Origin of the sequence: Neptunicoccus cionae (assembly GCF_002860325.1) — a bacterium.
Classification (GTDB): Bacteria; Pseudomonadota; Alphaproteobacteria; order Rhodobacterales; family Rhodobacteraceae; genus Amylibacter; species Amylibacter lutimaris.
On sequence record NZ_PKOJ01000010.1, the window covers coordinates 39074 to 64877 of the forward strand.

Below are 25804 nucleotides of genomic sequence, written 5' to 3' on the forward strand. Positions count from 1 at the left end.
TCGTTTTCGTCATAAGAGGCGCGGATTGCGCTCTCTACAGACAAGGACGAATTCGGCGGGTTGTTTATTCCACAGCTCAATTCATGGTGGCAGAAAACGGCCAATGCCCATTGGCGGGATTTGGCCATGGGCGAGAACCCACCTAACGACTTTTCCAAAATAAAGCGTAGCTAATAAGGGTAGCAAACCAACCCGGAGCATTCGCATGAATCGCGATAAACTGTTTGACCATCTTGAAGATCTTCTTGTCTACGCCCATCACCTGACCCGCAACCGCGATCAGGCCGAAGATCTTGTACAGGACGTCGTTCTACACGTTCTGAGCCGTGACACCTGCCTGTCCGATGTAGAGCATCCGCGCCGCTATATGGCCGTGATCCTGCGGAACCTGTTTCTGGACCAGACCCGCAAAAAGGGCCGCGCGCCCTCCCATGTGCCGATTGAAGACCATGACCCCGAGGACGAAAACGCTGATGTCTACGGGGCGCTTGCCTGCGCACAGACGTTGGCCGCTATTGGCAGATTGCCCGAAGAATACCGCACAGTCATGCGTCTGCGTGTGGAAGCGGGCCTGTCCTATTCGGACATGGCGCAACAACTGGAACTGCCGATTGGCACCGTCATGTCCCGCATGAGCCGCGCGCGCTCCAAATTGCGGGAATATCTGTAAATCCGTCTGCCTTAGAAACGGAAAGAGCCCTGCCGAAGCACTGGCAGGGCTCTCCTCGAGAGTTGGAGGTGGCAAGCAAGATTGGAAAATCTTGAAACCGGATGTGTGAATAGAAGGGCTGCCTTCTAAACGCTCACCTCGCTTTTAACCTTAACCAGCTGCTCCTGTTTCCCAATAATCATTGGCACCTCCTTTCTGATTGTTTCACGCGTGGGTTGTTTTCAACCCCGCACTAGAATCGTGCCACGACTTTTGGAAAACACAAAGCATTTTTTGCATCTTCAACCAGATTTTGTGGTTAAACGGTTTGCTCCTGCCTAAATATTGGCCTTCTTACCAGTGAGCATTACGGCAAGGTAACGGAAGGGTATCAGCGCAATTACGGCAAGCGACAGCTTCACGAACCAGTCGGCAACCCCAAGGCTGACCCAAAGCGGCGCAACCGGACCGACCCCCAGCAAGGGCAACATCTCACCGGCCCAAGACACATCATTTGAAGGTTCAAGGAAGGTCAGGCTGCCGGCAAAGGCGATTGTAAAGAACAAAACTGTATCCAGCGAAGACCCGACCAGCGTAGAGGCCAGCGGCGCCCGCCACCATGCGCCCTCGCGCAGACGGTTAAACACGAATACATCCACAAGTTGTGCGACAAGAAACGCTGTCCCGGAGGCGATAGCGATGCGAAGCGTAACCAGCGGCCCGAATTCTCCGATGATTTGCGTTCCGATGAAGGAACAAAGGATACCTACGGCAAAACCGGCCAGCACGACTTTGCGTGCGGCTTTGGCGCCATACACTCGGTTGGTCAGATCGGTAACAAGAAATGCCAGAGGATAGGTAAATGCGCCCCAAGTCAGCCAATTGCCGAACAGGAATTGCACAAGAATATTGGAAGCGACGACAACTGCCGCCATGGCGAGAACGCCAAGAATAAGGCCACGAGACATGTTTTTCTCCGTTTTGAAAAGGTAGCGGACACTTTTTCCCCTTTATTGGGGCTGGCGGGGCATACCCCCTCGGGGCTGGCTTGGCAAGGGACAGATTGAAATCCGGGAAATGCCATGCCGGAGCACTTGGCATGACCATATGATCTACTATGATAGGGCAACTGTCATCCGCGCTGGGAATGAAACGTGAGCAATTGGACTTTACATTGGCTGGATGCCACGGGCGATCTGAGCGCGTGGAAAGACCGGATTACAGGACAGATCAGTGACGCCTACCAGCTGATGTCCCCCTTCGTGCGCCCTTCACAGATGGACGTGCTGATCGAGCGGGGCAATGAAACCGTGACGCCGGAAACAGGCATGTCTGCCCATGTAAGCCGCCCGAACCTCTGCACTCTGATCTTCGATCCCTATAACGAAAATTTTGCCGGCACGCTGACAAGCGGTCTGGTGCAGCGGCAGATGGTAAACACTGCCCATCTTGCCATGCGCGCAGCGGGACCGGGTTACGGCTTCACGCTGGGGGGCGCCATGGTCAGCGAAGGACTTGCCGCCCAATTCGTGAGACTTGTGTTCGATTCCCCGCGTGAACCGTGGGATTGCGCCTTTGACGACGATGAGCTGGTTAAACTCTGGCCGGATCAACGCACGATGATGTCCCCGAAGTTCGACCACGCGGAGTGGTTTTCCGGTGCAGGCGCCTATCCCCGCTGGCTCGGCTTCACAATGGGTTCGCGGATTGTCGAAAACTGGCTGCTCAGCGGGGCGGAACTAACGCCGGAACGCCTGATAAACGTTCCGGCCCCGAAAGTCCTGAACGCCGTGGCGGCTCAGGCTTTGGTTTCGTAAAGCGCCAATACCGCAAGGACCATCGCTAACAGACACACGCTCATGCGGAATGTATTGAGCGGCGTCCAGTCCTGCGAATAAGTCCTCCACACCTCTGATGCCCCTACCCCCAAAACCGGACCGTCGACTACGGCCAAAGCTTCATTCATCGGAATGTGATAAAACACTGTTACGGCAAAACCACCCGCCAGATACAGAACTGCGCTTGCACCCAGATAATAGGCCGCGCGGCGACAACCGGTAAAAACCGCAACCCCTGCGAAAGCAAATGCGAACACCGGTGTCAGAAAGAATGGCACAAAGAAGTAGGCATTTCGGACCGCCGTGTTAATGCCTTGCATCGCCTCGATCGCCGCTACTCCGCTTATTAGGTCCAGACCCGGCATCGTGACGAAGGAAAAGGAAAAGAAAAAACCGCCCAGAATACCGAACAGCAGAACAACCCAAAGAATACCGGTTTGTAATAATTTTATCATCATATTCCACCTTAAAATGTACATAAGTTTACGGATTGATTATTTTCGTACTCTTTTGTACGTTCTCAGTCAAGCTTGTGAGGAAACTATGGAAACTGCGAAGCAAAAAGAACGCCGCGTCCGCATAGAAAAGGCCGCCTACGATGTTTTGGAAAAGAAGGGTTACAAAGGCGCTTCCATGTTGGACATCGCGCGGCAGGCGGGGTGTTCGAATGAGACCCTTTATCGCTGGTACGGGAACAAACAGGCGTTGTTTGCCAGTCTGGTCGCAGCCAATGCAGCCGCGGTAAAAACACAATTAGAGAAGTCAATTCAAGAGGATGGCGACACGATCGAAGAATTGCGGCTGCTTGGGCCACAGCTGCTGGAGCTTGTCACCAGTCGCCGTGCTATTGCGCTGAACCGCGCCGCGGCAGGTGATGTATATCACACCGGAACTTTGGGCGAAGCAATCGCGCGGGAAGGCAAAAACACCGTTGCACCACTCGTTGAACGTCTGGTCCGTGTCGGGTTGGATCGCAAATTGCTGCATCGCGGCAATTCTGATGAAATCGCGGGCTTGTTTCTCATGGTTCTCATCGGAGACACCCAGATCCAACGGGTGATAGGCGTGATTCCCGAACTGACAGAAGCCCAAAAAGAAGACCGCACAGACAGGGCCTGCGCGGTCATCCAGAAACTTTATGGCGCCTAGGGCCTAGCCGCCGACAGCAACAACCGCCTTGGCGATCTTTGGTATCGAGGCTTCGGACAATCCGGCCACGTTGAACCGGCTGTCACCGATCATGTAGATACCGTGGTCTTCGCGCAGTTTTGCAACCTGCTCTTCGCTCAGACCAAGCCGGGAGAACATGCCGCGATGTTCAGCAATAAAGCCGTAGCGGTCGGAACCGGTTTCCTCGCGCAGCGCATCCGCCAGCTTCTTGCGCAGCCCCAACATGCTGGTGCGAACCTCTTCCAGTTCGGCCTCCCAGTCGGCCCGCAGTTCCGGATCGCTCAGCACCATCGTCACCAGCCGTGCGCCGTGATCCGGTGGAAAGCTGAAGTTCAGACGGTTCAGGCTGGACAGCATACCCTGTGTCAGACCGGCGTTTTCGGAATTCCGCGAAATGGCAATCACCAGACCGCAGCGCTCGCGGTAGATGCCGAAGTTTTTCGAACAGCTTGCCGAGATCAGAACCTCGGGGCATTTTTCTGCCAGCAACCGGACGCCATAGGCATCTTTTTGCAAACCGTCACCAAAGCCCTGATAGGCGATATCCACAAAGGGGACCGCTTCTTTTTCAAGCAGCAGATCCGCAACCTGTTGCCATTGGGTTTCGTTCAGGTTTGCCCCGGTCGGGTTATGGCAGCAGCCGTGCAGGATCACAACATCACCGGCTTTGGCCTCTGCCAGATCAGCCATCATCCCGTCGAAATTCACTGCGCCGGTATCCGCATCGAAATAGCGATAGGTCCGCATCGGGATACCAACGCCTTTGACCATCGCAGGGTGGTTCGGCCATGTGGGATCGGACATCCACACCGTCGCATCCGGAGAAGCCACTTTGATCAGTTCCAGAATCTGGCGGATCGCACCTGTACCACCGGGCGCATGAGCAAAGGACAGACGCTCTGCCTCCACCGTATCGCCCAGCACCAGATCGGCCATCACCTTGTGAAAGGCACCATCCCCGATCAGCGCGGTGTAGCTTTTGGTGGTCTCTGTGTCCCACAGCAACTGTTCAGCCTTTTTCACTGCCCGCATAATCGGCGTGTTGCCGTTGGCATCTTTGTAGACGCCGACACCAAGGTCGATCTTTTCAGGGCGCGGGTCGGCGCGGAACATGCCGCTAAGCATGATAATCTTGTCAGGCGGTTGCTGCGTCAGGTTTTCGAGCATTGTCGTATCCTTAATCGGGCCTTAGCCCTGTTCTACTTTCAAGTCGTTGTAACTGCCCCATTCAGCCCAGGAGCCGTCATAGAGCGAATGGTCCCGATGGCCGATCATCTCCAGCGCAAGGGACAGGACAGCCGCTGTCACACCGGACCCGCAGGTGGTGATCACGGGGCGGTTCAGATCGACGCCAGCTTCTGTAAAGACGGCGCGGATTTCGTCGGGTGATTTAAAGGTGCTGTCTTCGTTCAGCAGGGTTTTGAACGGTACATTTTTAGAGTTCGGAATATGACCGGAACGCAGGCCCTTGCGGGGTTCTTCCACTTCACCGCGAAAGCGTTCGGCGGCACGGGCATCGACAATTTCTGCCTGATCCAGCTTGGAGGCCAACGCTACCTGCGTCACGTCCTTTACCAGTGTTGCATCGCGCCGCGCAGTCATGTGACGGTCGCGGATTACAGGGGGCAGGTCTTCGGTAGGGTGGCCTTCGGCAATCCATTTTGGCAAGCCACCGTCCAGCACGGCCACATCCGTCTGTCCCATATGCCGGAACAACCACCAGACACGGGCGGCCGAAAACAGGCCTTCGCTGTCATAAACAACCACGCGGTGCCCGTCGCCAACACCAAGGGCACGCATACGGGACATGAATTTTTCGGTCGGCGGTGCCATATGGGGAAGGTCGGAATTGCTGTCTGACACATCGTCTATGTCGAAAAAGCGCGCGCCGGGAATATGGGCAGCGTCATAATTCGCCCGTGCATCGCGGGGATCACCGGGCAGATAGGCTGTCGCATCCAGAATACGCAGGTCCGGTGCATCCAGATGCTGTGCCAACCAGTCGGTTGATACGATGGTTGATTGATCGCTTTGTGCCATTAAAATACCTCTGCGCTGTTCCCTCGGGATTATCCTTGCCTGTAACAGGTTTCAAGTGTCGGGTTTAATAAGAAAACACACGCGAAGCTTTGCCAAGGGGAGATTTGCCCCCCTGACACTTTGGATCACATTCGGGCCTAGCTGTTGTCCCGCAGCAGACGTGCCTTTTGCTTTTGCCAGTCCCGCTTTTTCTCTGTCTCGCGCTTGTCGGCAAGGCGTTTACCCTTGGCGATACCAATCAGCAGTTTCGCCAGACCCTTGTCGTTAAAATAGAGCTTGAGCGGAACAAGGGTCATCCCCTGCCGCCCGATGCTCTGCCACATCTTCGCCAGTTCCCGCTTGGAGGCGAGCAACTTGCGGCGGCGGCGTTCTTCGTGGTTGAAGGATTTGGCCTGTGCGTAGGGCTGGATTGCGCTGTTCACCAGCCACAATTCCCCATCTTCGATTGATGCATAGCTTTCGGCAATATTGGCCGAGCCGAGCCGGAGGGATTTCACCTCGGAACCGTGCAGGACCATGCCGCATTCCACCGTATCCTCCACGGCATAATCATAGCGCGCGCGGCGGTTCTCCGCGACGAGCTTGTTGTTCGGGTCGGCTTTCTTCTTCTTTGCGGCCATCAGTCTGTTATCCTGACACCGTGTAAACGGTGCATTTCTTCTTCGCTCGGGGCTTCCCACATGGCGTTGATCCCGTCGAACATCTCTCTCGTGACCTCGAACTGAAAGGTCTCGGCCTGTTCGGCGTTGCGCTTCAACACCCGCTGCCAGCGTATTTCGGTTGGAACATCTACATAATGTAATTGCGTGGAAAAACCATGCTCTTCTGCCCAGTTTTCAAAAATGCCCCGCTCAAGACTGTTGGTCAATCCGCAGTCGAAAATCACCGGCACACTCAGCGGCACCAGTTGCTCGGCCATTTTGCGCATCTGATGGCAGTTCCGCTGTACCCTCTCGTAAAACCATTCGAACCGCAGTTCTTCGGGTTTGTCCTGATTGTGCAGCCGCTCCATCCATTCATCTATGGCAAAACGGACGCCGCCGATGTCTTTGGCCAGACGGAAGGCATAAGTGGATTTACCTGCACCTGTGCAGCCGCAAATCAGATGAACGTCACGGATTTTTTGTATCGCAGTCAAAGTATCAATCCATCAAACAGAAAACGGCGGCAGCATTTCACGCCCCCGCCGTTCAATTTCAAAAAAAAGCCTTGCGCATCAGCGCCGGACAGACCGGATCAGTCGATCAGACCGGCCGAACGCATGGCAGCGTCCATTTTGGCCTCTGTCTCTGGCAGCAAGGACGTCAGGGGCAGACGCACCTCTGCAGAGCAACGGCCCAGTTTGGACACACCGTATTTTGCACCCACAAGACCCGGCTCTGTAAAGACAGCATTGTGCAACGGCATCAGCTTGTCCTGAATCTCCAGCGCTTTGGCATAGTCCCCCGCAAGGGTGGCCTCTTGCAGTTGCGCACAAAGCTTGGGTGCAACGTTCGCTGTGACCGAGATACAGCCGACGCCGCCTTGGGCGTTAAACCCGTGGGCAGTGGCATCTTCGCCGGACATCTGGATAAAGTCTGTACCACAGTGAATGCGTTGCGCGCAGACACGGGACAGATCGGCAGTGGCATCTTTCACCCCGACAATATTGTCCAGCTTTGCCAGTTGGCCCATGGTTTCCGGTGTCATATCCACCACGCTGCGCGGCGGGATGTTGTAGATCACGATTGGCAAGCCAACCTCGTTCACCGCTTCGAAATGGGCGATCAATCCGCGCTGCGTCGGCTTGTTGTAGTATGGCGTCACCACCAGCGCACCATCCGCGCCGATGTCTTTGGCGTATTGGGTAAACCGCAGGGCTTCGTCGGTGTTATTCGAACCGGCACCGGCAATCACCGGCACACGGCCAGCAGCGGTTTCCACTACAACCTTGATCACATGCTCGTGCTCTTCATGTGTCAGGGTCGGGCTTTCGCCGGTTGTACCTACGGGAACCAGACCGTGGGTGCCTTCGGCAATCTGCCATTCGACCAAGCCCTTAAGCGCCTTGTCATCCACCTTACCGTTCGAAAACGGGGTGATAAGCGCGACATAGGAACCTTTAAACATGGGCTTGGCCTCCGGTTGGGATGAATTGAGTCGGGTTCAATTAGCAGGGAAATTCAAAGAACGGAACGACGAAAAATTGAATTGCAACGCCAAAGGGGTGAAATACTGTTGGTACACGCTATCATTAAGGCATCTTTGGGGGTGTTGTATGCGTTTATTGATTATTCTGACGGTCTCGCTGCTGGCGTTTAACGCGCCGCGTGCTGCGGTGTCCCAGCCTGCAACCGCAGTGGACACAACCGGTGTAGAGCAGGCTCTTGCCGCGATTGCCGCGCGCAAATGGGAGCAGCTTGACGATCTGATGAACGGTATCAGCGATCCGATTGCGCGGGATTTGCTGGAATGGCAACGGTTGCGGCGCGACAACGGTAAATGGTCGGACTATGTGGCTTTTCTGACAGAGCATCCCGACTGGCCGGGTCTGAAATCCCTGCGCGCCAAGGGCGAAGTAAAAATCCCCTCGGACGCTGATCCGCAAGAGGTAATCGCCTATTTCATTGCCGAACAACCCCAGACAGGCCTTGGGGCGGTGCGGCTTGTCAGTGCCTATGAACGATCAGGACAATCCGACAAGGCCCGCGCCGAGGCGATCCGCGCATGGACCACCCTGTCGCTGTCCTCCACTTTGGAAACCGCCCTGCTGTCAGAGTATGAAGATACACTGGAGCCCCATCATATTGCGCGGCAGGATATGTTGCTGTGGCGGGGACGCATTACAGCAGCGCGGCGAATGATGCCGCTTGTGCCGGAAGGACACCAGAATCTGGCGCTCGCGCGGATTGCCTTGCAGGAAACAGCCGACGGCGTGGATGCAGCAATTGCCAAAGTGCCAAAGGAATTACAGTTGCACGGCGGACTGGCCTATGACCGATTTATCTGGCGCGTAAAGAAAAACCGTTGGGACGACGCCGAAGAACTTCTGGCCGAGCAATCTGCCGATGTATCCAATCTGGGCCGTGCCGAAGAATGGGGCAACCGCCGCCGCACCTATGCGCGCCGCGCCATGCGGGCGGGTGATCCGGATCTGGCCTATTGGCTCGCCAGCCAGCACGGGCTGAGCGAGGGCAGCGATTATGCGGATCTGGAATGGATTGCAGGCTATGTCGCCTTGCAGAAACTCGACGCGCCAGAACAGGCAGCTATCCATTTCGAGAACCATTTTAATGCGGTCCGCACGCCGATCAGTCTCGGGCGGGCGGGCTACTGGCGGGGCCGCGCTGCAGAAGCACTGGGCGATTTTGACAAAGCGGCAGATTATTTCCGGCAGGGCGCTGAACACCAGACCAGCTTTTACGGACAACTGGCGGCGGAAAGGATCGCGGCCGATCCCGACCCGCTGCTGACAGGTCTGGGTGAAACAACGGATTGGGAGAACAGCGCTCTTGCCGCCTCCGGTCCGGTGCGCGCGGGGCTGCTGCTCCATGCGATCGACCGCCAGTATCTCATGCGCTGGTTCTTTTCCCATGTGGCAGAAACCGCGCCCGAAGACCAAACCGCACAACTGGCTGATCTGGCCCTGTCGCTGGACCGGCCCTATGTGGCGCTGGCCGTGGCCAAGGAGGCTGCACAACGGGGTATCATCCTGCCCCGCGCCTATTTTCCTGTGACCGAACTGGCCAAACATTCCGGCGATGTCGCCCCCGAACTGGCGCTCGCCATTGCACGCCGCGAGAGCGAGCTGAACCCCGAAGCCGTTTCCCCGGTAGGCGCGCGCGGGTTGATGCAGGTCATGCCCGCCACCGCACAGCAGGTGGCAAAGGAGATCGGAGTCGAATATTCGAAATCCCGCCTCTCTGACGACTGGCGATATAATGCGCAGCTTGGCACGGCGTATCTTGCCTCCATGCTGGAACGCTACAACGGGTCTTACATCCTTGCCTTTGTCGCCTATAACGCCGGCCCCCACCGCGCCGACCGCTGGATCGAGGAATACGGCGATCCCCGTGATCCGGACATCGACCAGATCGACTGGATAGAGCACATACCCTTTCGTGAAACCCGCAATTATGTGATGCGGGTTAGCGAGGCGCTGTTCGTCTACCGGATGCGGCTGAGCGGCACAGCCAAACCCCTGCGCCTTAGCAAGGATCTGGTCGGCGGTTGAAGGTGATCAGGTACCGGTGGTCCCGGCCTGCGCTTTAGCCCGCAACGCCGCGCGCCGCGCACGGTTCTCGCGCCAGAGCGTGAACACACCGGCCGCAACAATAACAGCCGCACCGATTGCGGTGGAAAACGGCAGATGCTCTCCGAAGATCAGAACGCCGATGAACGACACAAAGACAAGCTGCATGAAGGCAAAGGGCTGGACGATACTGGCCTGTGCCATTTCATAAGACTTGATCAGCAGATAATGGCCCAGCGCACCTGTCACACAAAGCACCGCCAGCCAGATCTGATCTTCGGGCAACATCGGTTCCCAGAAGAACGGACCGATGGCCGTCATCACAATAAATCCGCTGATTGCAGTCCAGAAAAAGCTGGTCTCGGCACTGTCCTTGGCCGCGGCCATCCGTGTCATCAGATGATAGATCGCAAACAGAAGCGCACCGGCAAAAGACACGAGCGAAAGCGGCGAGAACACCTTCACACCCGGTTGCAGGATAATCAGCATACCGACAAAGCCGACCCCGATCGCCGCCCAGCGCCGCCAGCCGACTTTTTCCTTCAGAACAGGGCCGGACAGGGCCGCAATCAAAAGCGGGTAAACGGCGAAAATGGCATGGGCCTCGATCAGGCCCAGCAGCGTGAAGGACAGGATCGTGACAAGGATTTCAAAAGCCAGAATAAAGCCGCGAAAGAACTGCAGCACCGGCTGTGTGGTCCGCGCATCCCCGAACAGGCTACCGCTACGATAACGGGACACGCCCATAAGCACCAACAGGATGAACCAGTAGCGCACCATAACAATCATGAAGACGTTGTATGTATCCGCAAGATGACGGGAAATGCCGTCCTGTGCTGCAAATACAAAGGTTGCAGCAATCATCAGCCAGATACCGGCGCGCGGGTTGTCTTTGGTCATTGGTCTATCCGGATTCTAGGGAACCTCGGGTCATATGCCGCTTGCGGCCATACCCTTTGCTCCTTTTGACGGTAAACCCGCCCGATGCCAAGGCCCGACGCACATGGCCTGCAGCGGTATAGGTGGCAAAGCTGCCCCCCTGCACCGTATGCCGCGCCACCTCTGCCATCAGATCCGCGCCCCAGAGTTCCGGATTTTTGGCCGGAGAAAACCCGTCAAGAAACCACGCGTCTGCGGTTCCCGACCAGCGTGGCAGAGTCGCACGGGCATCCCCTGCAACCACTTCAGCCTGAAGTGTCTTGTATTCAATCCGCCCAATTTCGTGATCCCAAAGCTGTGCAAATCGCGTGGCATATTCAGTCAGTTCCGGCCAGGCGGCCTGCGCCTGTGCGATGTCTGCGGGGGCCATCGGGAAAGCTTCGAAACTGGTGTAGCGCAAGGGCGTCGTGTGACCTGCCTCCTCCCAAGCCTTCCACGCGCACAGCAGGTTTAACCCTGTGCCAAAACCCAGTTCGGCAATGTGGAATCCTGCTTTGAACCTTTCGGGCAGGCCGTTACCGGCAAGAAATACATGGGCCGTTTCGGCGATGCCGTTCTCCAGAGAGAAATAGGGATCGTCAAACCGCGTCGCGACAGGAATTTTTCCGTCCCGCCAGCTCAGCTCTGCATATTCATTCTGGTCGCTCATACCCGATTGCTTTAGGTCAAGCGCCAGACGAAAGAAAGGCACGATAGGAGTGTGCGCATGCGGGTGAGTGTTGTGGGGGCGGGAATATGGGGACTGGCCAGCGCATATGCCTGCGCGCTGCGGGGCGATGAGGTCACCGTGTACGAAGCCGGAGAAGTCGGTTGTGGCGCCAGTGGCGGAATCGTTGGGGCGCTTGCCCCGCTGGTGCCTGATCAGTGGACACCGAAAAAGCAGTTCCAGTTCGAATCGCTCCACAGTGCCGCGAATTTCTGGGCCGAAGTGGATAAAAAGTCCGGCCAGCTTTCAGGATATGGACGGATCGGGCGCGTACAGCCCTTGCAGACCGAACGGGCAAAAGAACTGGCCGTAGCCCGCGCCGAAGAATCCCGCACTCTTTGGCAGGGAAAGTACCAATGGACGCTTCACTCCTGCCCCGAATTCATCGCGCCAGAGGTAGCCCCGTTGGGCGTTATCCATGACACACTTTCAGCCCGCATCTTTCCCGCACAGGCGGCCCGTTCCCTTGCACTGGCCTGCAAAACCCTTGGTGTGAAAATTCTGGAAAACCACCGCGTAGAGAGCTTGCATCCGGACGGCTTTAGCGGTGCCTTCGGCAGGGTAAAATCGGATGCGGTGATCCTCTCTGCCGGATCGGAAGGATTTCGCATGATGGACCCCTATGTGCCGATCCATGAGACAACCGGCGTCAAGGGACAGGCCGCCCTGCTTGATGCCGATCTGACCGGACAGCCTCAGGTCTATGCCGGAGGGGTTTATGTGATCCCCCATGCCAACGGCACCGTCGCGATCGGCTCCACATCCGAGACAAGCTGGGACTATCCGGAACCCGACGGCAAGCTGGATGCGGTAATCGCACAGGCCCGTGCGATGGTGCCAGCGCTGGCCGATGCGCCGGTGCTGCAAAGGTGGGCCGGCATCCGCCCCAAGGCGCGACGGCGCGACCCGATGGTTGGAAAACTGCCGGAACTGGAACGGGTCTTTACGGTATCAGGGGCCTTCAAAATCGGCTTTGGCCTTGCCCACAGCCTTGGAGAGGTCATGGCGCGAATGATCCGCGACGAACCCTACTCGATCCCCGAAAGTTTCACAGTAGAGTGGCATCTGGCAGGCGGGTAAACCCTAGCCTGCTTTCGCGCTCATACACATACGGCCGTCCGATCCGCGCACCCAAAGCGCCAGCCCGTTGTCGCCTTCCGGGCGGGCGCAAAAAGTGGCTTCCTCAAAGTCGAACAGCGGTGCTGTCGCACGGAAGGAAAAGCGGGACAGCTCCCCCAACATCCCCTGCGCGAGGTTTACCAGCATCTGGGCAAGGATCGGTCCATGCACCACCAGCCCGGCATAGCCCTCGACCTGCATTGCATAATCGCGGTCGTAATGGATACGGTGACCGTTAAATGTCAGCGCGGAATAACGGAACAGATCAGTGGGCGAGAATTTCCGGCTTTGGCTCACGGTTTCGTCCGTAGGCGCAACCGGCGGCACCGGTTTGGGCGCATCTGGTGCAGCTTCTTCCCGATAAAGCAGGGACTGGGTCTCTGACAGGCACAACTCCCCCCACTGGGTGATCTTGTGGTCCAGCGTCACGACCGCCAGTTTGCCGCTGCGGGCGTCCTTTTCCTGAACATCTGTAATAGTGGTCCGTTTGACTGCCGGTTCGCCCAGCCGGATCGGTGTATGAAACTCCAGCGCGCCCCCTGCCCACATCCGCCGTGGAAGACCGAGATTGGGAATGAAATCCCCTGTCCGGGGATGCCCGTCACGTCCCAGATCAGCGGGGCGTTGCGGTTCCCAGAAATAGGCGTAATGCCAGAAGGGCGGCAAAGGATCGCGCGCCTCCGGCACAGGGCCAGCCAGATCCAGCGTAGCCTTCATCGCAGCCGCGCGGGCCGGATCGAGCGTATCGGAGATTTCAACGGTTCTACCAAGTGCTTTCATAACCTGTTCATCGCCCGATTGAGCGGGTATAGGCAAGGGGTGAATTTATTAAGTCGGCGGATATTTCATGACGAAACCGGAACTTACAGGCTTGGACCATCTGGTTCTTACGGTCGGGGATATGGACGAAACCGTTGCCTTTTATACCCGTGTTCTAGGGATGACAGAAGCGCGATTTACCGTGGCAGACGGCACCATCCGCAGTGCATTGGCCTTTGGCAGCATCAAGATCAACCTGCATCCGGCCGATGCGCCCTTTGCCCCCCACGCCCGCACACCGGCGCGCGGCTCTGCCGACCTGTGTTTGCTTACCAACGCGCCGCTCGACGACTGGATCGCGCATCTGCAGCACTGCGAGGTGGAGCTTCTGGACGGGCCTGTCCCCCGTACCGGAGCACGAGGCCCGATGACCTCTATTTACTTGCGGGACCCTGACGGCAACCTGATCGAGATCGCCTGCTATGACTGAATTTTTTGCAGTGCTCGACATCAGCTTTGGCATTTGGTTCGCATGTTTTTGTGCGGTCACATTATCGTCGTTCATACAGCGCCTGTCCGGACAGGCCTTTGGCATTGTCGCAGCGCCGCTGATTGCGCTGGTGGCGCCGCAGTTCTTGCCTGCAGGCTTGCTGCTGCTGGGAATCTCGGTCGGTCTGACCTCTACCGCGGTGGACATTTCCGCGATCAACAAGGCCGAGATCATCCCCGGTTTCTTTGGCCGTGCGCTTGGCGCGGTGCTGGCCGCAATGGTGGCGGCGCAGATCACGGATGTGGACATGATTGCAGGGCTGACAGGACTGGTGGTTCTGGCCGGCATCGCGCTCAGCCTGTCGGGTATCCGCGTGCGGATTGCGCCTGTGTCGCTAACACTGGCGGGCATTGCTGCGGGACTAATGGGCACGATCACGGCTGTCGGTGCGCCGCCAATGGCGCTGTTGTACCAGCACGAGCCTGCAAAACGGTCCCGCGCGATGCAGAACGCGTTCTTCTTCTGGGGCATGTGCGTATCGGTGCTTGCACTGGCGTGGCAGGGACTGGTGACAGGGCGGCATCTGGTCTTTGCCCTGTCCCTTATCCCCGCAATTGTTCTGGGGCTGTCCACTTCCATGCCGCTGGCCAGACGGATGGAGCGCAAGGCGCTACGACCCTATGCGCTCGGTCTGTCTGCTTTTGCGGCGACCACTCTGATCCTGCGGCTGATACTCTCGCATTAGGCAGGTGTCAGGGGGCAAGCGGATCTAACGCTTTTTCTTGCGCCCCTTGACCAGTTTGCGCTTCTTGCTGGGTGCACGGCGGCCGCTTTCGCCTTTGGGCATGGGCTTACCGCCCACTTCGATCAGTTCCAGCAACAGACCACCCGTCATCGGCGCAGCTTCGGCCAGACGCACGGTTGCGGGCATCCCGACAGAGATCACCCTACCGGAGCGGTCGCCCCTCAGGGACTTGTTTTCGTGATCGTAGACCCAGTATTCGCGACCCAGATTGGACAGAGGGATCATCCCGTCTGCGCCGGTTTCGTCCAGCTTCACGAACAATCCGAACCGCGCGATACCAGACACGCGGCCTGAAAACTCGTTCCCGACCCGTTCGGACAGGAAAGCCGCAAGGTAGCGGTCCGTTGTATCCCGTTCCGCCAGCATGGAGCGCCGTTCCGTCTGGGAAATCCAGTCGCCGGTATCCGACAGCCCTTCGACATCCTCGGGACGCAATCCGTCATCGCCCCAGCCGTGGGCCGAGATCAATGCGCGGTGCACCAGAAGATCGGCATAACGCCGGATCGGAGAGGTGAAATGCGCATAGCGTTTCAGGTTCAGACCGAAATGCCCGAAATTATCCGTGCCGTAATAGGCCTGTGTCATGGAACGCAGCACAGTCAGGTTGATCACCTCTGCATCCTCTGTGCCCGCCGCCGCATCCAGCAGTTTGTTAAGGTTGGAGGTTTTCAGCACCTGACCTTTAGGCAAAGACAAACCCGCGCTTTCAGCAGTTTCGCGCAGGGATTCCAGCTTCTCTGGTGAAGGTTCTTCGTGCACGCGGTACAACAACGGCTGGCGCTTCTGCTCCAGCGTTTCTGCGGCACAAACATTGGCCGTCACCATGAATTCTTCAACCAGCTTGTGGGCATCGAACCTTTCACGGAAGGCGACACTTGTGACGACGCCTTCATCCGACAGAACGATCTGGCGTTCGGGCAGGTCAAGGTTCAGGGGCTGGCGTTCGTTGCGCGCCTTTGTAGCACTCGCATAGGCGGCGAACAGGTCGTTGATCGGTCCGGCCAGCGGTTCTGTCGCGCTGTCATAGGTGCCTTTTGAAGCGGCCTGCGCCTGCTCGTAAGACAGCGACGCGGGGGAGCGCATCAGCCCGCGATGGAATTCGTGGTGCAACCGGCGGCCCTTGGCGTTCAGCACAATCCGCACAGCGATACAGGCGCGGTCCACACCTTCGTGAAGCGAACACAGATCCCCCGAAAGCGCATCGGGCAGCATCGGCACAACACGGTCGGGAAAATAGCTGGAATTGCCCCGCTTGCGGGCCTCTTTGTCCAGTTGCGAACCGGGGCGCACGTAATGTGCCACATCGGCAATCGCCACCCAGACCACATGGCCGCCCTCATTCTTCGGGTCGTCATCAGGGATGGCACAGATCGCGTCGTCATGGTCCCGTGCATCAGACGGGTCGATGGTAAACAGCGGCAGGTGACGCAGGTCTTTGCGCTTGCCCAGCGCCACCGGCTTGGCGGCTTCTGCTTCGGCAATCACATCATCAGGGAAGTGGTCAGGAATGCCGTGCTGGTGAATCGCAATCAGTGATATGGATTTGGGCGCCATGGGATCGCCGAGACGTTCGACAATCCGCGCCTTTCCAAGCCCCGCGTGGCGCTGCTTGCCTATCTGCTCGGCCTCGACCAGTTCGCCGTCCTTGGCACCGCCAGCCTCTGCCCCCGGCACGATAAATTCACGGTCTGCTTTCTTGTCCACCGGAACCAGCCGCCCGCCTTCAGAGCCGACACGGTAAATCCCGAGTATGCGCTGCGGACCGGACCCGATGCGCCGGATCAAACGGCCCTCATATTTCACATCAGGATCGTTTGACGGAGACAGGCGCAACAGCACCTGATCATTGGCCCCAAGGGCCGGATCACCCTTCTTGGCCATGATCAACGCGCGGGGGCCATCGCCCTCTCCGTCCCATTCCAGCGGCTTGGCAAACAGATCGCCGTTTTCATCCGGTGGCAGCACCATCATGACGGACACAGGGGGCAATTCGCCCGCGCCTGTGTAATTGCGTTTCTTCTTTTCGATATGACCTTCTTCGGTCAGGTCCTTAAGAATCCGCTTAAGTTCTATCCGGTCGCTGCCTTTGATCCCAAAGGCCCGCGCCACGTCCCGTTTGCTCGATTTGCCGGGGTTGTCCTTGATCCATTCAAGGACTTGTTCTTTTGTAGGTAGTTGTTTCATACCCTGCGATACCACGGCGCAATGCAAAGGTCATTGGCAAAACGCTGCTCGGCGGTCTATGGCGCAGTGACTGTGGCAAGGTCAGAGGCACGGTCCACATCCTGCAATTCCGCCACCATCGCACAGGACAGCCCGCGCAGGGTTGCAAGGGTATCGGCGCGGGCGTGTTCACTGCTCCAGCGCACGCCTTTGAACAGTTCGCGCGGTGCAGGGCGGGCGTTTTTCAACCCCACCAGCCAGTAACCGCCATCTGGCGCCGGACCAAGCACAGCATCATGATCGCCCAGCGCCTTGAACGCATCGGCAATATGGCGCGGAGTAATGCCCGGAATATCCGCCCCGATCACCAGAACCGGCCCCGGAACAGGGCTGCGCAAGGCACGGCCCATCCGGTCCCCGAGATCGCCGCCCCCTTGGGCAAAACGGGGCAGATGGGACGGCCAGATGCGGCTGTGCACCCCTGCATGATCAGGAGACACCGCCAACACCGTCTGCCAGCGCGGGTCCGCAGAGAGGCGGCGAATTAACCGGCGGGTCTGATGGCGGAACCACCATGTGGCTGGGATCGTTCCGATATCCCCGCCCAGCCGCGTTTTCACACGGCCCGGTCGGGGTTCTTTCACCATTATGTAAAGTTGCGGCGTCACAGCCCCCGCTCCATCATCAAATGGGGGATCCCCGCATCGTCGAACACATCGCCGTAGCTCGCATAACCGAGCCGCTCGTAAAACGACAACGCCCGCGTCTGTGCCGACAGGATCACCCGAGTGGCACCAGTCGCGCGGGCGGCATCGTGACAAGCTTCAAGCACAGCGATCCCGACAGCCTTTCCCCGAAATTGAGGGAGGACACAAACCCTCCCGATCCGCGCCGTTGTTCCGAACGGAAGCACCCGCGCGCATCCTGCCGGTATATCCCCTTGGCGGGCCAGCACATGAATGGCAGTTGCGTCCTTACCGTCAAACTCTTCTGCTTCCGAAATGCCTTGTTCGTCCATGAACACCTTACGGCGCAGGGCGAAACAACTGTCCAGATCATCGGTCACTTCAACACGCAGCATCAGGCGAAATAGTCCGTCAGGATGCGGGTATAGATGGATTTCAACTGCTCGATCTGGGCCACTTCGACATGTTCATCCACTTGATGCATGGTTTTACCCACCAGCCCGAATTCTACTACCGGACAGTGGCTTTTGACGAACCGTGCATCCGAGGTGCCGCCCGAGGTGGACATCACAGGCTCCACCCCTGTTTCTGCTTTTACAGACTTGGCAATCAGCGTGGATAACTCTCCCGGAGGGGTAAAGAAACTCTCGCCGGAGACTTTGACCTGCATGTCAAAAGAGATGTCGAACAGGCTCGCCACCCCGTCCATCTCGCGCTGCAGCCAGTTGGTCAGCGCGGTCGAGGTCCATGTGTCGTTGAACCGGATATTCACCGTTGCGCGGCATTGGGCCGGAATAACATTATTGGCCGGATTGCCTGTGTCGATGGTGGTCACGGCCAGGGTGGTCGGGTCAAAATGATCTGTTCCCTCATCCAGCGTATGGGCGGCGAGTGTGGCCATCAGTTGCGCCATGGCAGGCAGCGGGTTTTTGGCGCGGTGCGGATAGGCGGAATGGCCCTGCACACCGGTTGCGGTGAAAAACGCAGTCATGGACCCGCGCCGCCCGATTTTCATCATTTCGCCCATTTCATTCGGGCAGGTCGGTTCCCCCACAAGGCAATGGTCGATCCGTTCGCCCTGTGCATCCATCCAGTCCAGCAGCGCGGTAGTTCCGTCCAGCGCATCGCCCTCTTCGTCGCCAGTAATCGCCAGCACAACGGAACCGTCCGGCGGGCTGTTGCGCACGAAATCAATCGCAGCGGCGGCAAAGGCGGCCACGCCGGATTTCATATCCGTTGCCCCGCGCCCGTAGAGAATACCGTCCCTGATCTCCGCACCGAAAGGATCAACCGTCCAGGCGTCCACATCCCCGACAGGCACCACATCCGTATGGCCGTTAAATCCGAAAGTCCGCCCGTTCGCCCCCTGCCCCCAGCGGGCAAACAGGTTTGACACGCCACCACGATCCACCCGCGTACAGGTAAACCCCGCACCGGACAGCAGCCTGTCCAGCAGCACCAGCGCGCCGCCTTCATCAGGGGTTACGGAAGCGCATTTCACAAGGTCAGCTGTCAGTTTTACGGGATCAATCGGTTCGTGGGTCATAGGGTCTTCTCCTTTGCGCACAGACCTACCTGCGCCACGGCGCGGCATCAAGTCAGGGGTTCGTGATTTCCCGTGCAAAGGTGCAAGGGGCCGTCGCGGTATAAGCCGCCCCGCTGCCGGGCAGATCACAGGTCAGTTGAGAGGCATGAAGATGCAGACGCGGGCTGCTTTCGGCCAGATCGGGCGCTGCATAAAACCTGTCGCCTACAATCGCATGCCCCATAAAGGCCATGTGCAGACGCAACTGGTGGCTGCGCCCTGTGAGGGGTGTCAACTCTACTAGCGTTGTGTGCGCCAGACGCCGCAACACCCGCCAGTCCGTGCGCGAAGGCTTCCCCGCCGGATCAATCTTTTGCAGCGGCCGGTTCGGCCAGTCCTTCATAAGGGGCGCGTCAACTGTGCCGCTGTCCTCCTGCGGGTGGCCCCCGATTTCCGCGATATAGGTTTTCGCTGCCTTTCGCGTTTCAAACTGTCGGTTCAACACCCGCTGTGCCGCCGCTGTCCGCGCAAACACCATCACGCCAGAGGTATCCATATCCAGCCGGTGAACCAGCCGCACTTCGGGATCGTCAGAGAGCAACCGGTTGAGCAGGCTGTCCTTATGCTCCGGCAATCGTCCGGGTACGGACAACAGGCCCGCAGGTTTGTCCACAAACAGCAGATCATCGTCACGATAGAGCACCGTTACAGGGTCGGTGGGCGGAAGATAAAGGAACGGCGGTTTCATCGCCCCGCCATATACCCGATGCGGCCAAAGGGGAAGTTGCGCAAGGTCAGCCTTGCCCGAAATAACACAGCCCCCCTAAGCTGTCCGCAACAGAGGAGGACCCCCATGCACCCGACAATCGAGAAGTTCAAGGAAATCGCCAGCAAGGGCGATGAGGCTGGAATGTTAACTATTCTGGCCGATCAGGTGGAATTCCGCCCGCCCACCTATTTCGCCACATGGACCGGCAAGGAACCTGTGGCCGCCGTGCTCGGCCATGTGGGGCAAGTGTTTGAGGATTTTAAATACCGCCGTGTGATGGGGGACTGCAAGGACTGGGCGCTGGAGTTCCAGTGCAAGATCGGCGAGCTCGACGCAGTGGGTGTGGACCTGCTGACGCTGGATGATGAGGGGAAGATCATCAACTTCGAGGTGGTCATGCGCCCGTATAAATCAATCGGTGCGCTGAAAGAAGCGATGATGCAAAAGGTTCAGACCGACGCCCGTTTTCTGGAGTTCCGCAAAGCCCTGAGCTGACCTTGACCAGTCGCAGCGATGACAGGTGACACAGGCAGGACAACTGCCCTATAACTTAAGAACCGAGGTGCCGGAGGTGCACCGCCTTTTTCAGCCCGAGAGGTAATATTATGGAAATTTCAGACGAAGTCCTTTCCCTTCTCGGCACAGACATAAACCGGCGCTGGAACATCGAAGCCCCGCTAGGCACACCCGTTGTTGTGACTTACAGCTTTCCAGCGGAACAGAATACCTATGACACCGGCGAGCGGCCCGGCTTTGCAGGCTTTACCGAAAGCCACATCGCACACATTGAACAGGCACTGACCACTTGGGGGAATGCCTCGGGCATTGATTTTGTGCGCGTACCTGAAAAGATCGGCGGCGATATCCAGATGGCGATGTTCGATATGACAGGGCATCTGAACTCTGTAGGCAATCAGGTGTCCGGCTGGGGGTATTATCCGCAATATACTTTCTCGGAGTTCGTGGACGGGGAATGGCTTCTGGAGAACACCCACCACAATATGGGCGGCGATATCTTCATGAATGCCAATTTCTATCGGGCAGATGCAAGTTCCATGGCACCGGACATTCGCGGGTATTCGATTCTGATCCACGAAATCGGCCATGCCATCGGGTTAAAACACCCGTTCGAAGGCGAACCGGTGATTGATGATGCTTATGACAGCGGATTTTACACCGTTATGTCCTATGACCGCTCCCGCTCGACGACAACACTTGGTATTTTCGACATTGAAGCCACGCAACTGGTCTATGGCACCGCCGATCTGGAGGCTCGTTGGGTCGGCAAATACAAAGCGGTGGAACAGACCGGAACGAATGGCGGCGAGTGGCTTTTGGGGCGGGATATCAATGACATCGTGATCGCCAGAGGCGGTGATGATGTGATCCGCACTAAAGAAGGCAACGACCGGATTTATGACGGTTTTGGTAATGACACTGTGGAGGCGGGTGCTGGCAAGGACATCGTCTTCGCAGGTGCTGGTAAAGACAGCTTTGACGGTGGTGACGGCGTTGACACCCTCTCCTTTGAAACCGCCCGTGGCGTGACGGTGAACCTTTTGACGGGCGACACGGGGCGCGGTGCGAAGGGGGACAGCATCACAGGTTTCGAGAATCTGGACGGTTCGGATAAGGGCAGTGACAAGCTGACCGGCACGGATGGGAAAAACACGCTGAAAGGGAACGGCGGCGATGACCGTCTGTTTGGCCTTGGAGGGCGCGACAAGCTTGACGGCGGCAATGGTGCAGACCGTCTGTTTGGCGGCAGTGGACATGACAAACTGATCGGCGGGGCAGGCCAGGACCGGCTGTCGGGGGACGGTGGCAAGGACAAGCTTGAAGGCGGCAGCGGCGCAGATGTTTTTGTTTTTGCACCGGATTTCGGCAAGGATGTCGTTCTGGATTTCGAGAATGACAAGGACAGCATCGACCTGTCCGGCTTTGGGCTCGGCTCGGTAGAAGAAGCTCTGGCCCGCGCCAGTCAGCAGGGCGATGACGTGGTGATAAAATTCCCCGCCCGCACTGTGCTGACGGTGAAAGACACCACTCTGGATGCACTGGCGGACGACCTGATCGTCTGAAGCTATGTGTCAGGCACCCCGTTCGCGGGATGCCTGATGTGATCCGGTTACGCCTTGGCCCGCTCGCCTTTCGGATCATACCAAGGGCGGGTTTGCGCCTCGGCCGCGAAACGTACACCGGCGACTTCGATCTCGAAACTGGATGCCAGAAGCTGGTCCAGCGTCTCGCCCTTGCAGGGCACATAGCCCATCCCGATCGCCGCGCCAAGCGTGTGCCCGTAGCTGCCCGACGACAGAAAGCCGACGATTTCGCCGTCCCGAATGATCGGTTCGTTATGGTAAAGGAGCGGTTCAGGGTCTTTCAGGCGGAATTGCACCATGCGAGCGTTCAACCCCGCCTCTTTCTTGGCCAGCACCGCATCGCGACCGATGAAATCGGGCTTGGACGTCTTCACAGCAAACCCCAGCCCCGCCTCCAGCACGTGATCCTCGCAGGTGATGTCATGCCCGAAATGCCGGAAGCCTTTTTCCAAGCGGCAACTGTCCATCATATGCATTCCGCACAGCTTCAGCCCCATGTCCTGACCCGCCGCATGCAGCGTTTCAAAAGCATGGCCTGCCATATCCGCAGACACATAGACCTCCCAGCCGAGCTCTCCCACGTAGGTGACGCGGTGCACCCGTGCCAGCCCCATGCCGAGTTCGATTTCTTGCGCTGTACCAAAAGGATTCACAGCGTTGGAAAAGTCGTTGGGAGAGACTTTTTCCAGAAGCGCACGGCTGTTCGGCCCCATGACCGCCAGCACACCTTCGCCGGCTGTCACATCTGTGATCACGACGCGGAAATCGCCGGTGTGACGTTCCATCCACGTCTGATCCGCCAGTCGGGTCGCCGCGGGTGTCACCACCAGATAGGCCGTTTCGGACAGGCGGGTGACAGTTACATCTGCTTCGATCCCCGCACGACTGTTGAGGAACTGGGTGTAGACGATTTTGCCAACCGGCACCGAATAATCGCCACCGCCGACGAAGTTCAGAAATGCCTCGGCATCCGGCCCCTCGACACGGATTTTCCCGAAGGAGGACATATCATACATGCCCACGTTTTCGCGGATGGCGCGGTGTTCGGCGGCGGAATTTTCAAACCAGTTCTGCCGCTTCCATGAATATTCATACTCCGCCTTCTGCCCTTCATTCGCAAACCAGTTGGCCCGTTCCCAACCTGCAATTTCCCCCATAACCGCGCCGTTCTCCAGCAGGTGATGGTGGAACGGCGTGCGCCGTACGCCCCGCGCGGTGGCCTTCTGACGATAGGGGAAGTGATCGGCATAGAGCAGCCCCAGCGTTTCCTTGGAGCGTTCAAACAGGTAGTGCTTATTGCCCTGAAACGGCTGCATCCGGCTGATGTCCACATCGCCCAGATCAAACGGTTTCTGCCCCTCGTCCATCCATTGCGCCAGCGCCATGCCCGCGCCACCCGCCGACTGGATACCGATAGAGTTAAAGCCCGCCGCGACCCAGACGTTGTCCATCTCCGGTGCCAGCCCCAGATGATATGCATCATCGGGCGTAAAGCTTTCGGGCCCGTTAAAGAATGTGTGAATTCCCGCTTCGGCCAGCATCGGCAAGCGCGCACAGGCGGCCTCAAGGATCGGTTCGAAATGATCGAAATCCTCTGGCAATTGATCGAACTCGAAATTGTCGGGAATACCGTTCATGCCCCAAGGCTTGGAATTCGGCTCAAACGCGCCGAGCAGATATTTCCCCGCGTCTTCCTTGTAATAGGCGCATTCATCCGGCACCCGCAGCACCGGCATCTGGGTCAGTCCGGGGATCGCCTCGGTGACGATATAGAAATGTTCGCAGGCATGGAGCGGCACATTCACACCAGCCATACGACCCAGTTCATGCCCCCACATGCCACCACAATTTACCACCATATCCGCTTTGATATGCCCGTGGCTGCCATCCTCTGCCACCCAGTCCACACCGGTGATCTTGCGGCCCTGTTTGGTCATTCCGGTGACTTTGGTACGCTCGACCACTTTCGCACCGCGATTGCGCGCGCCTTTGGCCAGTGCCAGTGCGATATTGGCCGGATCGCCCTGCCCGTCCAGCGGCAGCCAGACCCCTGCCTTTACGTCGTCAATGTTGAGATGTTCGTATTTGGCTTTTACTTCCTGAGGCGAGATTTCTTCAACCTCAACCCCGAAGGCCCGCGCCATGCTAGCCTGACGGAAGATCTCCTCGCGCCGCTCGTCGGTCAGGGCAACAGTGATCGAACCACAGCGTTTGAAGCCGGTGGCCACGCCTGTTTCTGCTTCCAGATTGCCGTAGAGTTCCTGCGAATATTTCGCCAGTTTTGTCATGTTTGCGGTCGCGCGAAGCTGGGCAATCAACCCTGCCGCATGCCATGTGGTGCCGCTGGTCAATTGCTTGCGCTCCAGCAGGACAACGTCTTTCCAGCCCAGTTTGGTCAGGTGATAAGCGACCGAGCAGCCGATCACACCGCCGCCGATAATGACCACGCGGGCCTGATCCGGTAGATTGCTCATGGGTAAAACTCCGCAAATTTCGCCTTGTAAGTGGCGATCATGTCTTCTTCGGTTGCACCGTCGTCATAGGGCGGCGTGCTAAGCGGCTTGGCTTCGGACACAGGGATTTTCACGATCACATTAATCCGTGCGGCCAAATCGCCCCACAGGGCTTCCCAGTGGCCGATCAGACTGTCGAACTCCTCCGTCCCACGGCGCACCATTTGCGCATCGCCACGCAGGCGCACGCCCTTGCGGGTGAACTGGTCCACAAAGTTGACTTCCAGTTCCGGCATATTTGTCAGGTTGGTAATGGTCTGCGGCGAGCGGATTTCCCCGAAGGCAATGGTCTGTTCATCCAGCACCACGAATGTTCCTTTGGGCGACACATTAGGCCGCCCGCCTGCCGTTACGGTGGCCACGAAGCCAAGCCGCCACATTTCAATGGTCTCTACAGCGGATTTTGGCAGTTTCATCCTGCAAACCTCCGGCTGAGTTCGGCAATGTGATCCGGTCCGACCTCGCAGCAGCCGCCGATAATCGTGGCACCAAGCGCGATCCAGTCCGCCGCGAAATCCGCGTATTCCTGCGGGCCAAGATCTGTTCGCGCCTGCAATCCGTCCACAGTTCCGCCCGGCTGCAGGGCCTTGATAGAGGTAAAGCCGTTGGCGTAAGCCCCGAACCGCAGGCCCCGTTGTGCCACCAAAGGCAGGGCCGCGCTGATCGCTTCAGGGATGGAGCAGTTCAACAGAACCGCCGCCGCCCCAAGATCAGCCACCGCGTCGAGCGCCTGTTCCAGCGGTTCACCCGAACGCAGGGTGTTGCTGGAATCATCGGACACCGACAGGCCGAGCCACACCGGTAGGCCGGTTTCCACAGCTGCGGTGCAGGCTGCCGATGCTTCGGCGATGGACGACATGGTTTCGCACTGGATCAGATCCACATGATCCTTCTGCACCGCCACAATCTCGCGGTAGCGGCGCAGGTTGTCTTCGAAATCCGGCGACAGGTCGGGACGATAGGACGCCCGCAACGGCGGCAGGCAGCCGCCAATCTTCACCGAAGGATCAACCCCGTCCCGCGCTGCTTTGGCCAGCGCAATCGCCCGCTTCTGCAAGGGTTCGAACCAGTCCGGTTTGCCATCCCGCGCCAGCCGTTCCGGTGTTGCGGAATAGCTGTTAAGCGTGATCACCTGCGCACCGGCCCTGATGAAATCCTCGTGCAGTCCCTGCACGATTTCAGGTTCGTCCATCAGCACCTTTGCAGACCACATCGGATGGGCCGGATGGGCAGAGCGGCGCAGCAGTTCCTGCCCCATGCCGCCGTCCAGAATTGTAACCGTCATCGCAATCTCCCTTCT

Annotated in this window: 27 protein-coding genes; 9 read left to right on the plus strand and 18 right to left on the minus strand. The window is 58.1% G+C overall.

Translation table 11 applies throughout. The annotated features are described in order from the left end of the window. The first annotated feature begins 205 nt into the window (after window positions 1-205). Window positions 206-670, plus strand: coding sequence for an RNA polymerase sigma factor (locus tag C0U40_RS18625; RefSeq protein ID WP_101657300.1), 465 nt, complete (start codon window positions 206-208; stop codon window positions 668-670). 317 nt (window positions 671-987) lie between these two features. Here C0U40_RS18625 and C0U40_RS18630 read toward each other — a convergent pair whose 3' ends face one another. After that, on the minus strand, window positions 988-1617 hold the full coding sequence (locus C0U40_RS18630; protein ID WP_101657301.1) for a queuosine precursor transporter: 630 nt from the start codon (window positions 1615-1617) through the stop codon (window positions 988-990). Between the two features lie 186 nt (window positions 1618-1803). On the opposite strand from C0U40_RS18630, the gene C0U40_RS18635 reads away from it, so the two are divergent. Then, a complete protein-coding gene (locus tag C0U40_RS18635; RefSeq protein ID WP_101657302.1) occupies window positions 1804-2466 on the plus strand; it encodes a DUF2268 domain-containing putative Zn-dependent protease in 663 nt (220 codons plus the stop codon). Here the strand turns inward: C0U40_RS18635 and C0U40_RS18640 are convergent. Further along, window positions 2448-2942, minus strand: coding sequence for a DUF1772 domain-containing protein (locus C0U40_RS18640; RefSeq protein ID WP_180957748.1), 495 nt, complete (start codon window positions 2940-2942; stop codon window positions 2448-2450). The genes C0U40_RS18635 and C0U40_RS18640 overlap by 19 nt on opposite strands. Before the next feature lie 88 nt (window positions 2943-3030). Here C0U40_RS18640 and C0U40_RS18645 point away from each other — a divergent pair, with 88 nt between their 5' ends. After that, window positions 3031-3636, plus strand: coding sequence for a TetR/AcrR family transcriptional regulator (locus C0U40_RS18645; protein ID WP_101657304.1), 606 nt, complete (start codon window positions 3031-3033; stop codon window positions 3634-3636). A gap of 3 nt (window positions 3637-3639) precedes the next feature. Here C0U40_RS18645 and C0U40_RS18650 read toward each other — a convergent pair whose 3' ends face one another. The 5 genes from C0U40_RS18650 to dapA form a co-directional block, all read right to left on the minus strand. After that, on the minus strand, window positions 3640-4824 hold the full coding sequence (locus C0U40_RS18650) for an aromatic amino acid transaminase (RefSeq protein ID WP_101657305.1): 1185 nt from the start codon (window positions 4822-4824) through the stop codon (window positions 3640-3642). Window positions 4825-4845: 21 nt separating this feature from the next. Next, window positions 4846-5697: a 3-mercaptopyruvate sulfurtransferase gene (gene sseA / locus C0U40_RS18655; protein ID WP_101657306.1), complete on the minus strand. Its 852-nt coding sequence runs from the start codon at window positions 5695-5697 to the stop codon at window positions 4846-4848. 137 nt (window positions 5698-5834) lie between these two features. Further along, window positions 5835-6317 carry an SsrA-binding protein SmpB gene (gene smpB / locus C0U40_RS18660; RefSeq protein WP_101657307.1) on the minus strand — a complete coding sequence of 161 codons (483 nt, stop codon included), beginning with the start codon at window positions 6315-6317 and terminating at the stop codon, window positions 5835-5837. After that, entirely contained in the window at window positions 6317-6835 is a 519-nt protein-coding gene (locus tag C0U40_RS18665) for an AAA family ATPase (protein WP_180957749.1), read from the minus strand. The genes smpB and C0U40_RS18665 overlap by 1 nt, the downstream gene beginning before the upstream one ends. Before the next feature lie 98 nt (window positions 6836-6933). Next, complete coding sequence (gene dapA, locus C0U40_RS18670) at window positions 6934-7806, minus strand: 4-hydroxy-tetrahydrodipicolinate synthase (protein WP_101657309.1); 873 nt, start codon at window positions 7804-7806, stop codon at window positions 6934-6936. Between the two features lie 148 nt (window positions 7807-7954). Between dapA and C0U40_RS18675 the strand changes: the two genes are divergently transcribed. Next, window positions 7955-9910: a lytic transglycosylase domain-containing protein gene (locus C0U40_RS18675; protein WP_180957750.1), complete on the plus strand. Its 1956-nt coding sequence runs from the start codon at window positions 7955-7957 to the stop codon at window positions 9908-9910. Between the two features lie 6 nt (window positions 9911-9916). Here the strand turns inward: C0U40_RS18675 and C0U40_RS18680 are convergent, their stop codons facing one another. Both C0U40_RS18680 and mnmD read right to left on the minus strand, forming a co-directional pair. Then, window positions 9917-10828 (minus strand): DMT family transporter, encoded by a 912-nt coding sequence (locus C0U40_RS18680; RefSeq protein ID WP_101657311.1) that lies wholly within the window; start codon window positions 10826-10828, stop codon window positions 9917-9919. A 4-nt stretch (window positions 10829-10832) separates the two neighbouring features. Beyond that, window positions 10833-11516 (minus strand): tRNA (5-methylaminomethyl-2-thiouridine)(34)-methyltransferase MnmD, encoded by a 684-nt coding sequence (gene mnmD, locus C0U40_RS18685; protein ID WP_101657312.1) that lies wholly within the window; start codon window positions 11514-11516, stop codon window positions 10833-10835. Window positions 11517-11573: 57 nt separating this feature from the next. Here mnmD and C0U40_RS18690 point away from each other — a divergent pair, with 57 nt between their 5' ends. Next, window positions 11574-12653, plus strand: coding sequence for an NAD(P)/FAD-dependent oxidoreductase (locus C0U40_RS18690; protein WP_101657313.1), 1080 nt, complete (start codon window positions 11574-11576; stop codon window positions 12651-12653). Window positions 12654-12656: 3 nt separating this feature from the next. Here C0U40_RS18690 and C0U40_RS18695 read toward each other — a convergent pair whose 3' ends face one another. Beyond that, a complete protein-coding gene (locus tag C0U40_RS18695; RefSeq protein WP_101657314.1) occupies window positions 12657-13472 on the minus strand; it encodes an FAS1-like dehydratase domain-containing protein in 816 nt (271 codons plus the stop codon). A gap of 67 nt (window positions 13473-13539) precedes the next feature. Between C0U40_RS18695 and C0U40_RS18700 the strand changes: the two genes are divergently transcribed. Both C0U40_RS18700 and C0U40_RS18705 read left to right on the plus strand, forming a co-directional pair. Further along, window positions 13540-13941, plus strand: coding sequence for a VOC family protein (locus tag C0U40_RS18700; protein WP_101657315.1), 402 nt, complete (start codon window positions 13540-13542; stop codon window positions 13939-13941). Continuing rightward, window positions 13934-14686 carry a sulfite exporter TauE/SafE family protein gene (locus C0U40_RS18705; protein ID WP_101657316.1) on the plus strand — a complete coding sequence of 251 codons (753 nt, stop codon included), beginning with the start codon at window positions 13934-13936 and terminating at the stop codon, window positions 14684-14686. The genes C0U40_RS18700 and C0U40_RS18705 overlap by 8 nt, the downstream gene beginning before the upstream one ends. A 24-nt stretch (window positions 14687-14710) precedes the next feature. On the opposite strand, the gene rnr is transcribed toward C0U40_RS18705, so the two are convergent. Genes rnr through C0U40_RS18730 form a run of 5 tightly spaced genes read right to left on the minus strand, consistent with a single transcriptional unit; the run spans window position 14711 to window position 19868 of the window. Next, window positions 14711-16930, minus strand: a complete 2220-nt coding sequence (gene rnr, locus C0U40_RS18710) for a ribonuclease R (protein ID WP_101657317.1) — start codon at window positions 16928-16930, stop codon at window positions 14711-14713. Window positions 16931-16986: 56 nt separating this feature from the next. Continuing rightward, on the minus strand, window positions 16987-17556 hold the full coding sequence (locus C0U40_RS18715; protein WP_435673803.1) for a TIGR04282 family arsenosugar biosynthesis glycosyltransferase: 570 nt from the start codon (window positions 17554-17556) through the stop codon (window positions 16987-16989). Window positions 17557-17573: 17 nt separating this feature from the next. After that, on the minus strand, window positions 17574-17990 hold the full coding sequence (locus tag C0U40_RS18720) for a GNAT family N-acetyltransferase (RefSeq protein WP_353616054.1): 417 nt from the start codon (window positions 17988-17990) through the stop codon (window positions 17574-17576). Beyond that, on the minus strand, window positions 17990-19141 hold the full coding sequence (gene dapE, locus C0U40_RS18725; RefSeq protein WP_101657320.1) for a succinyl-diaminopimelate desuccinylase: 1152 nt from the start codon (window positions 19139-19141) through the stop codon (window positions 17990-17992). Before dapE ends, C0U40_RS18720 begins: the two co-directional genes overlap by 1 nt. Window positions 19142-19193: 52 nt before the next feature. Beyond that, window positions 19194-19868, minus strand: a complete 675-nt coding sequence (locus C0U40_RS18730) for an RluA family pseudouridine synthase (RefSeq protein ID WP_101657321.1) — start codon at window positions 19866-19868, stop codon at window positions 19194-19196. Between the two features lie 105 nt (window positions 19869-19973). Here C0U40_RS18730 and C0U40_RS18735 point away from each other — a divergent pair, with 105 nt between their 5' ends. Beyond that, window positions 19974-20384 carry a nuclear transport factor 2 family protein gene (locus C0U40_RS18735; RefSeq protein ID WP_101657322.1) on the plus strand — a complete coding sequence of 137 codons (411 nt, stop codon included), beginning with the start codon at window positions 19974-19976 and terminating at the stop codon, window positions 20382-20384. Window positions 20385-20494: 110 nt separating this feature from the next. Continuing rightward, a complete protein-coding gene (locus C0U40_RS18740; RefSeq protein WP_101657323.1) occupies window positions 20495-21970 on the plus strand; it encodes a matrixin family metalloprotease in 1476 nt (491 codons plus the stop codon). 47 nt (window positions 21971-22017) lie between these two features. Here C0U40_RS18740 and C0U40_RS18745 read toward each other — a convergent pair whose 3' ends face one another. Genes C0U40_RS18745 through C0U40_RS18755 form a run of 3 tightly spaced genes read right to left on the minus strand, consistent with a single transcriptional unit; the run spans window position 22018 to window position 25789 of the window. After that, window positions 22018-24465 (minus strand): GcvT family protein, encoded by a 2448-nt coding sequence (locus tag C0U40_RS18745; RefSeq protein ID WP_101657324.1) that lies wholly within the window; start codon window positions 24463-24465, stop codon window positions 22018-22020. After that, window positions 24462-24920 carry a pyridoxamine 5'-phosphate oxidase family protein gene (locus C0U40_RS18750; RefSeq protein WP_101657325.1) on the minus strand — a complete coding sequence of 153 codons (459 nt, stop codon included), beginning with the start codon at window positions 24918-24920 and terminating at the stop codon, window positions 24462-24464. The genes C0U40_RS18745 and C0U40_RS18750 overlap by 4 nt, the downstream gene beginning before the upstream one ends. After that, entirely contained in the window at window positions 24917-25789 is an 873-nt protein-coding gene (locus C0U40_RS18755) for a homocysteine S-methyltransferase family protein (protein WP_101657326.1), read from the minus strand. Before C0U40_RS18755 ends, C0U40_RS18750 begins: the two co-directional genes overlap by 4 nt. Between the last annotated feature and the right edge of the window lie 15 nt (window positions 25790-25804).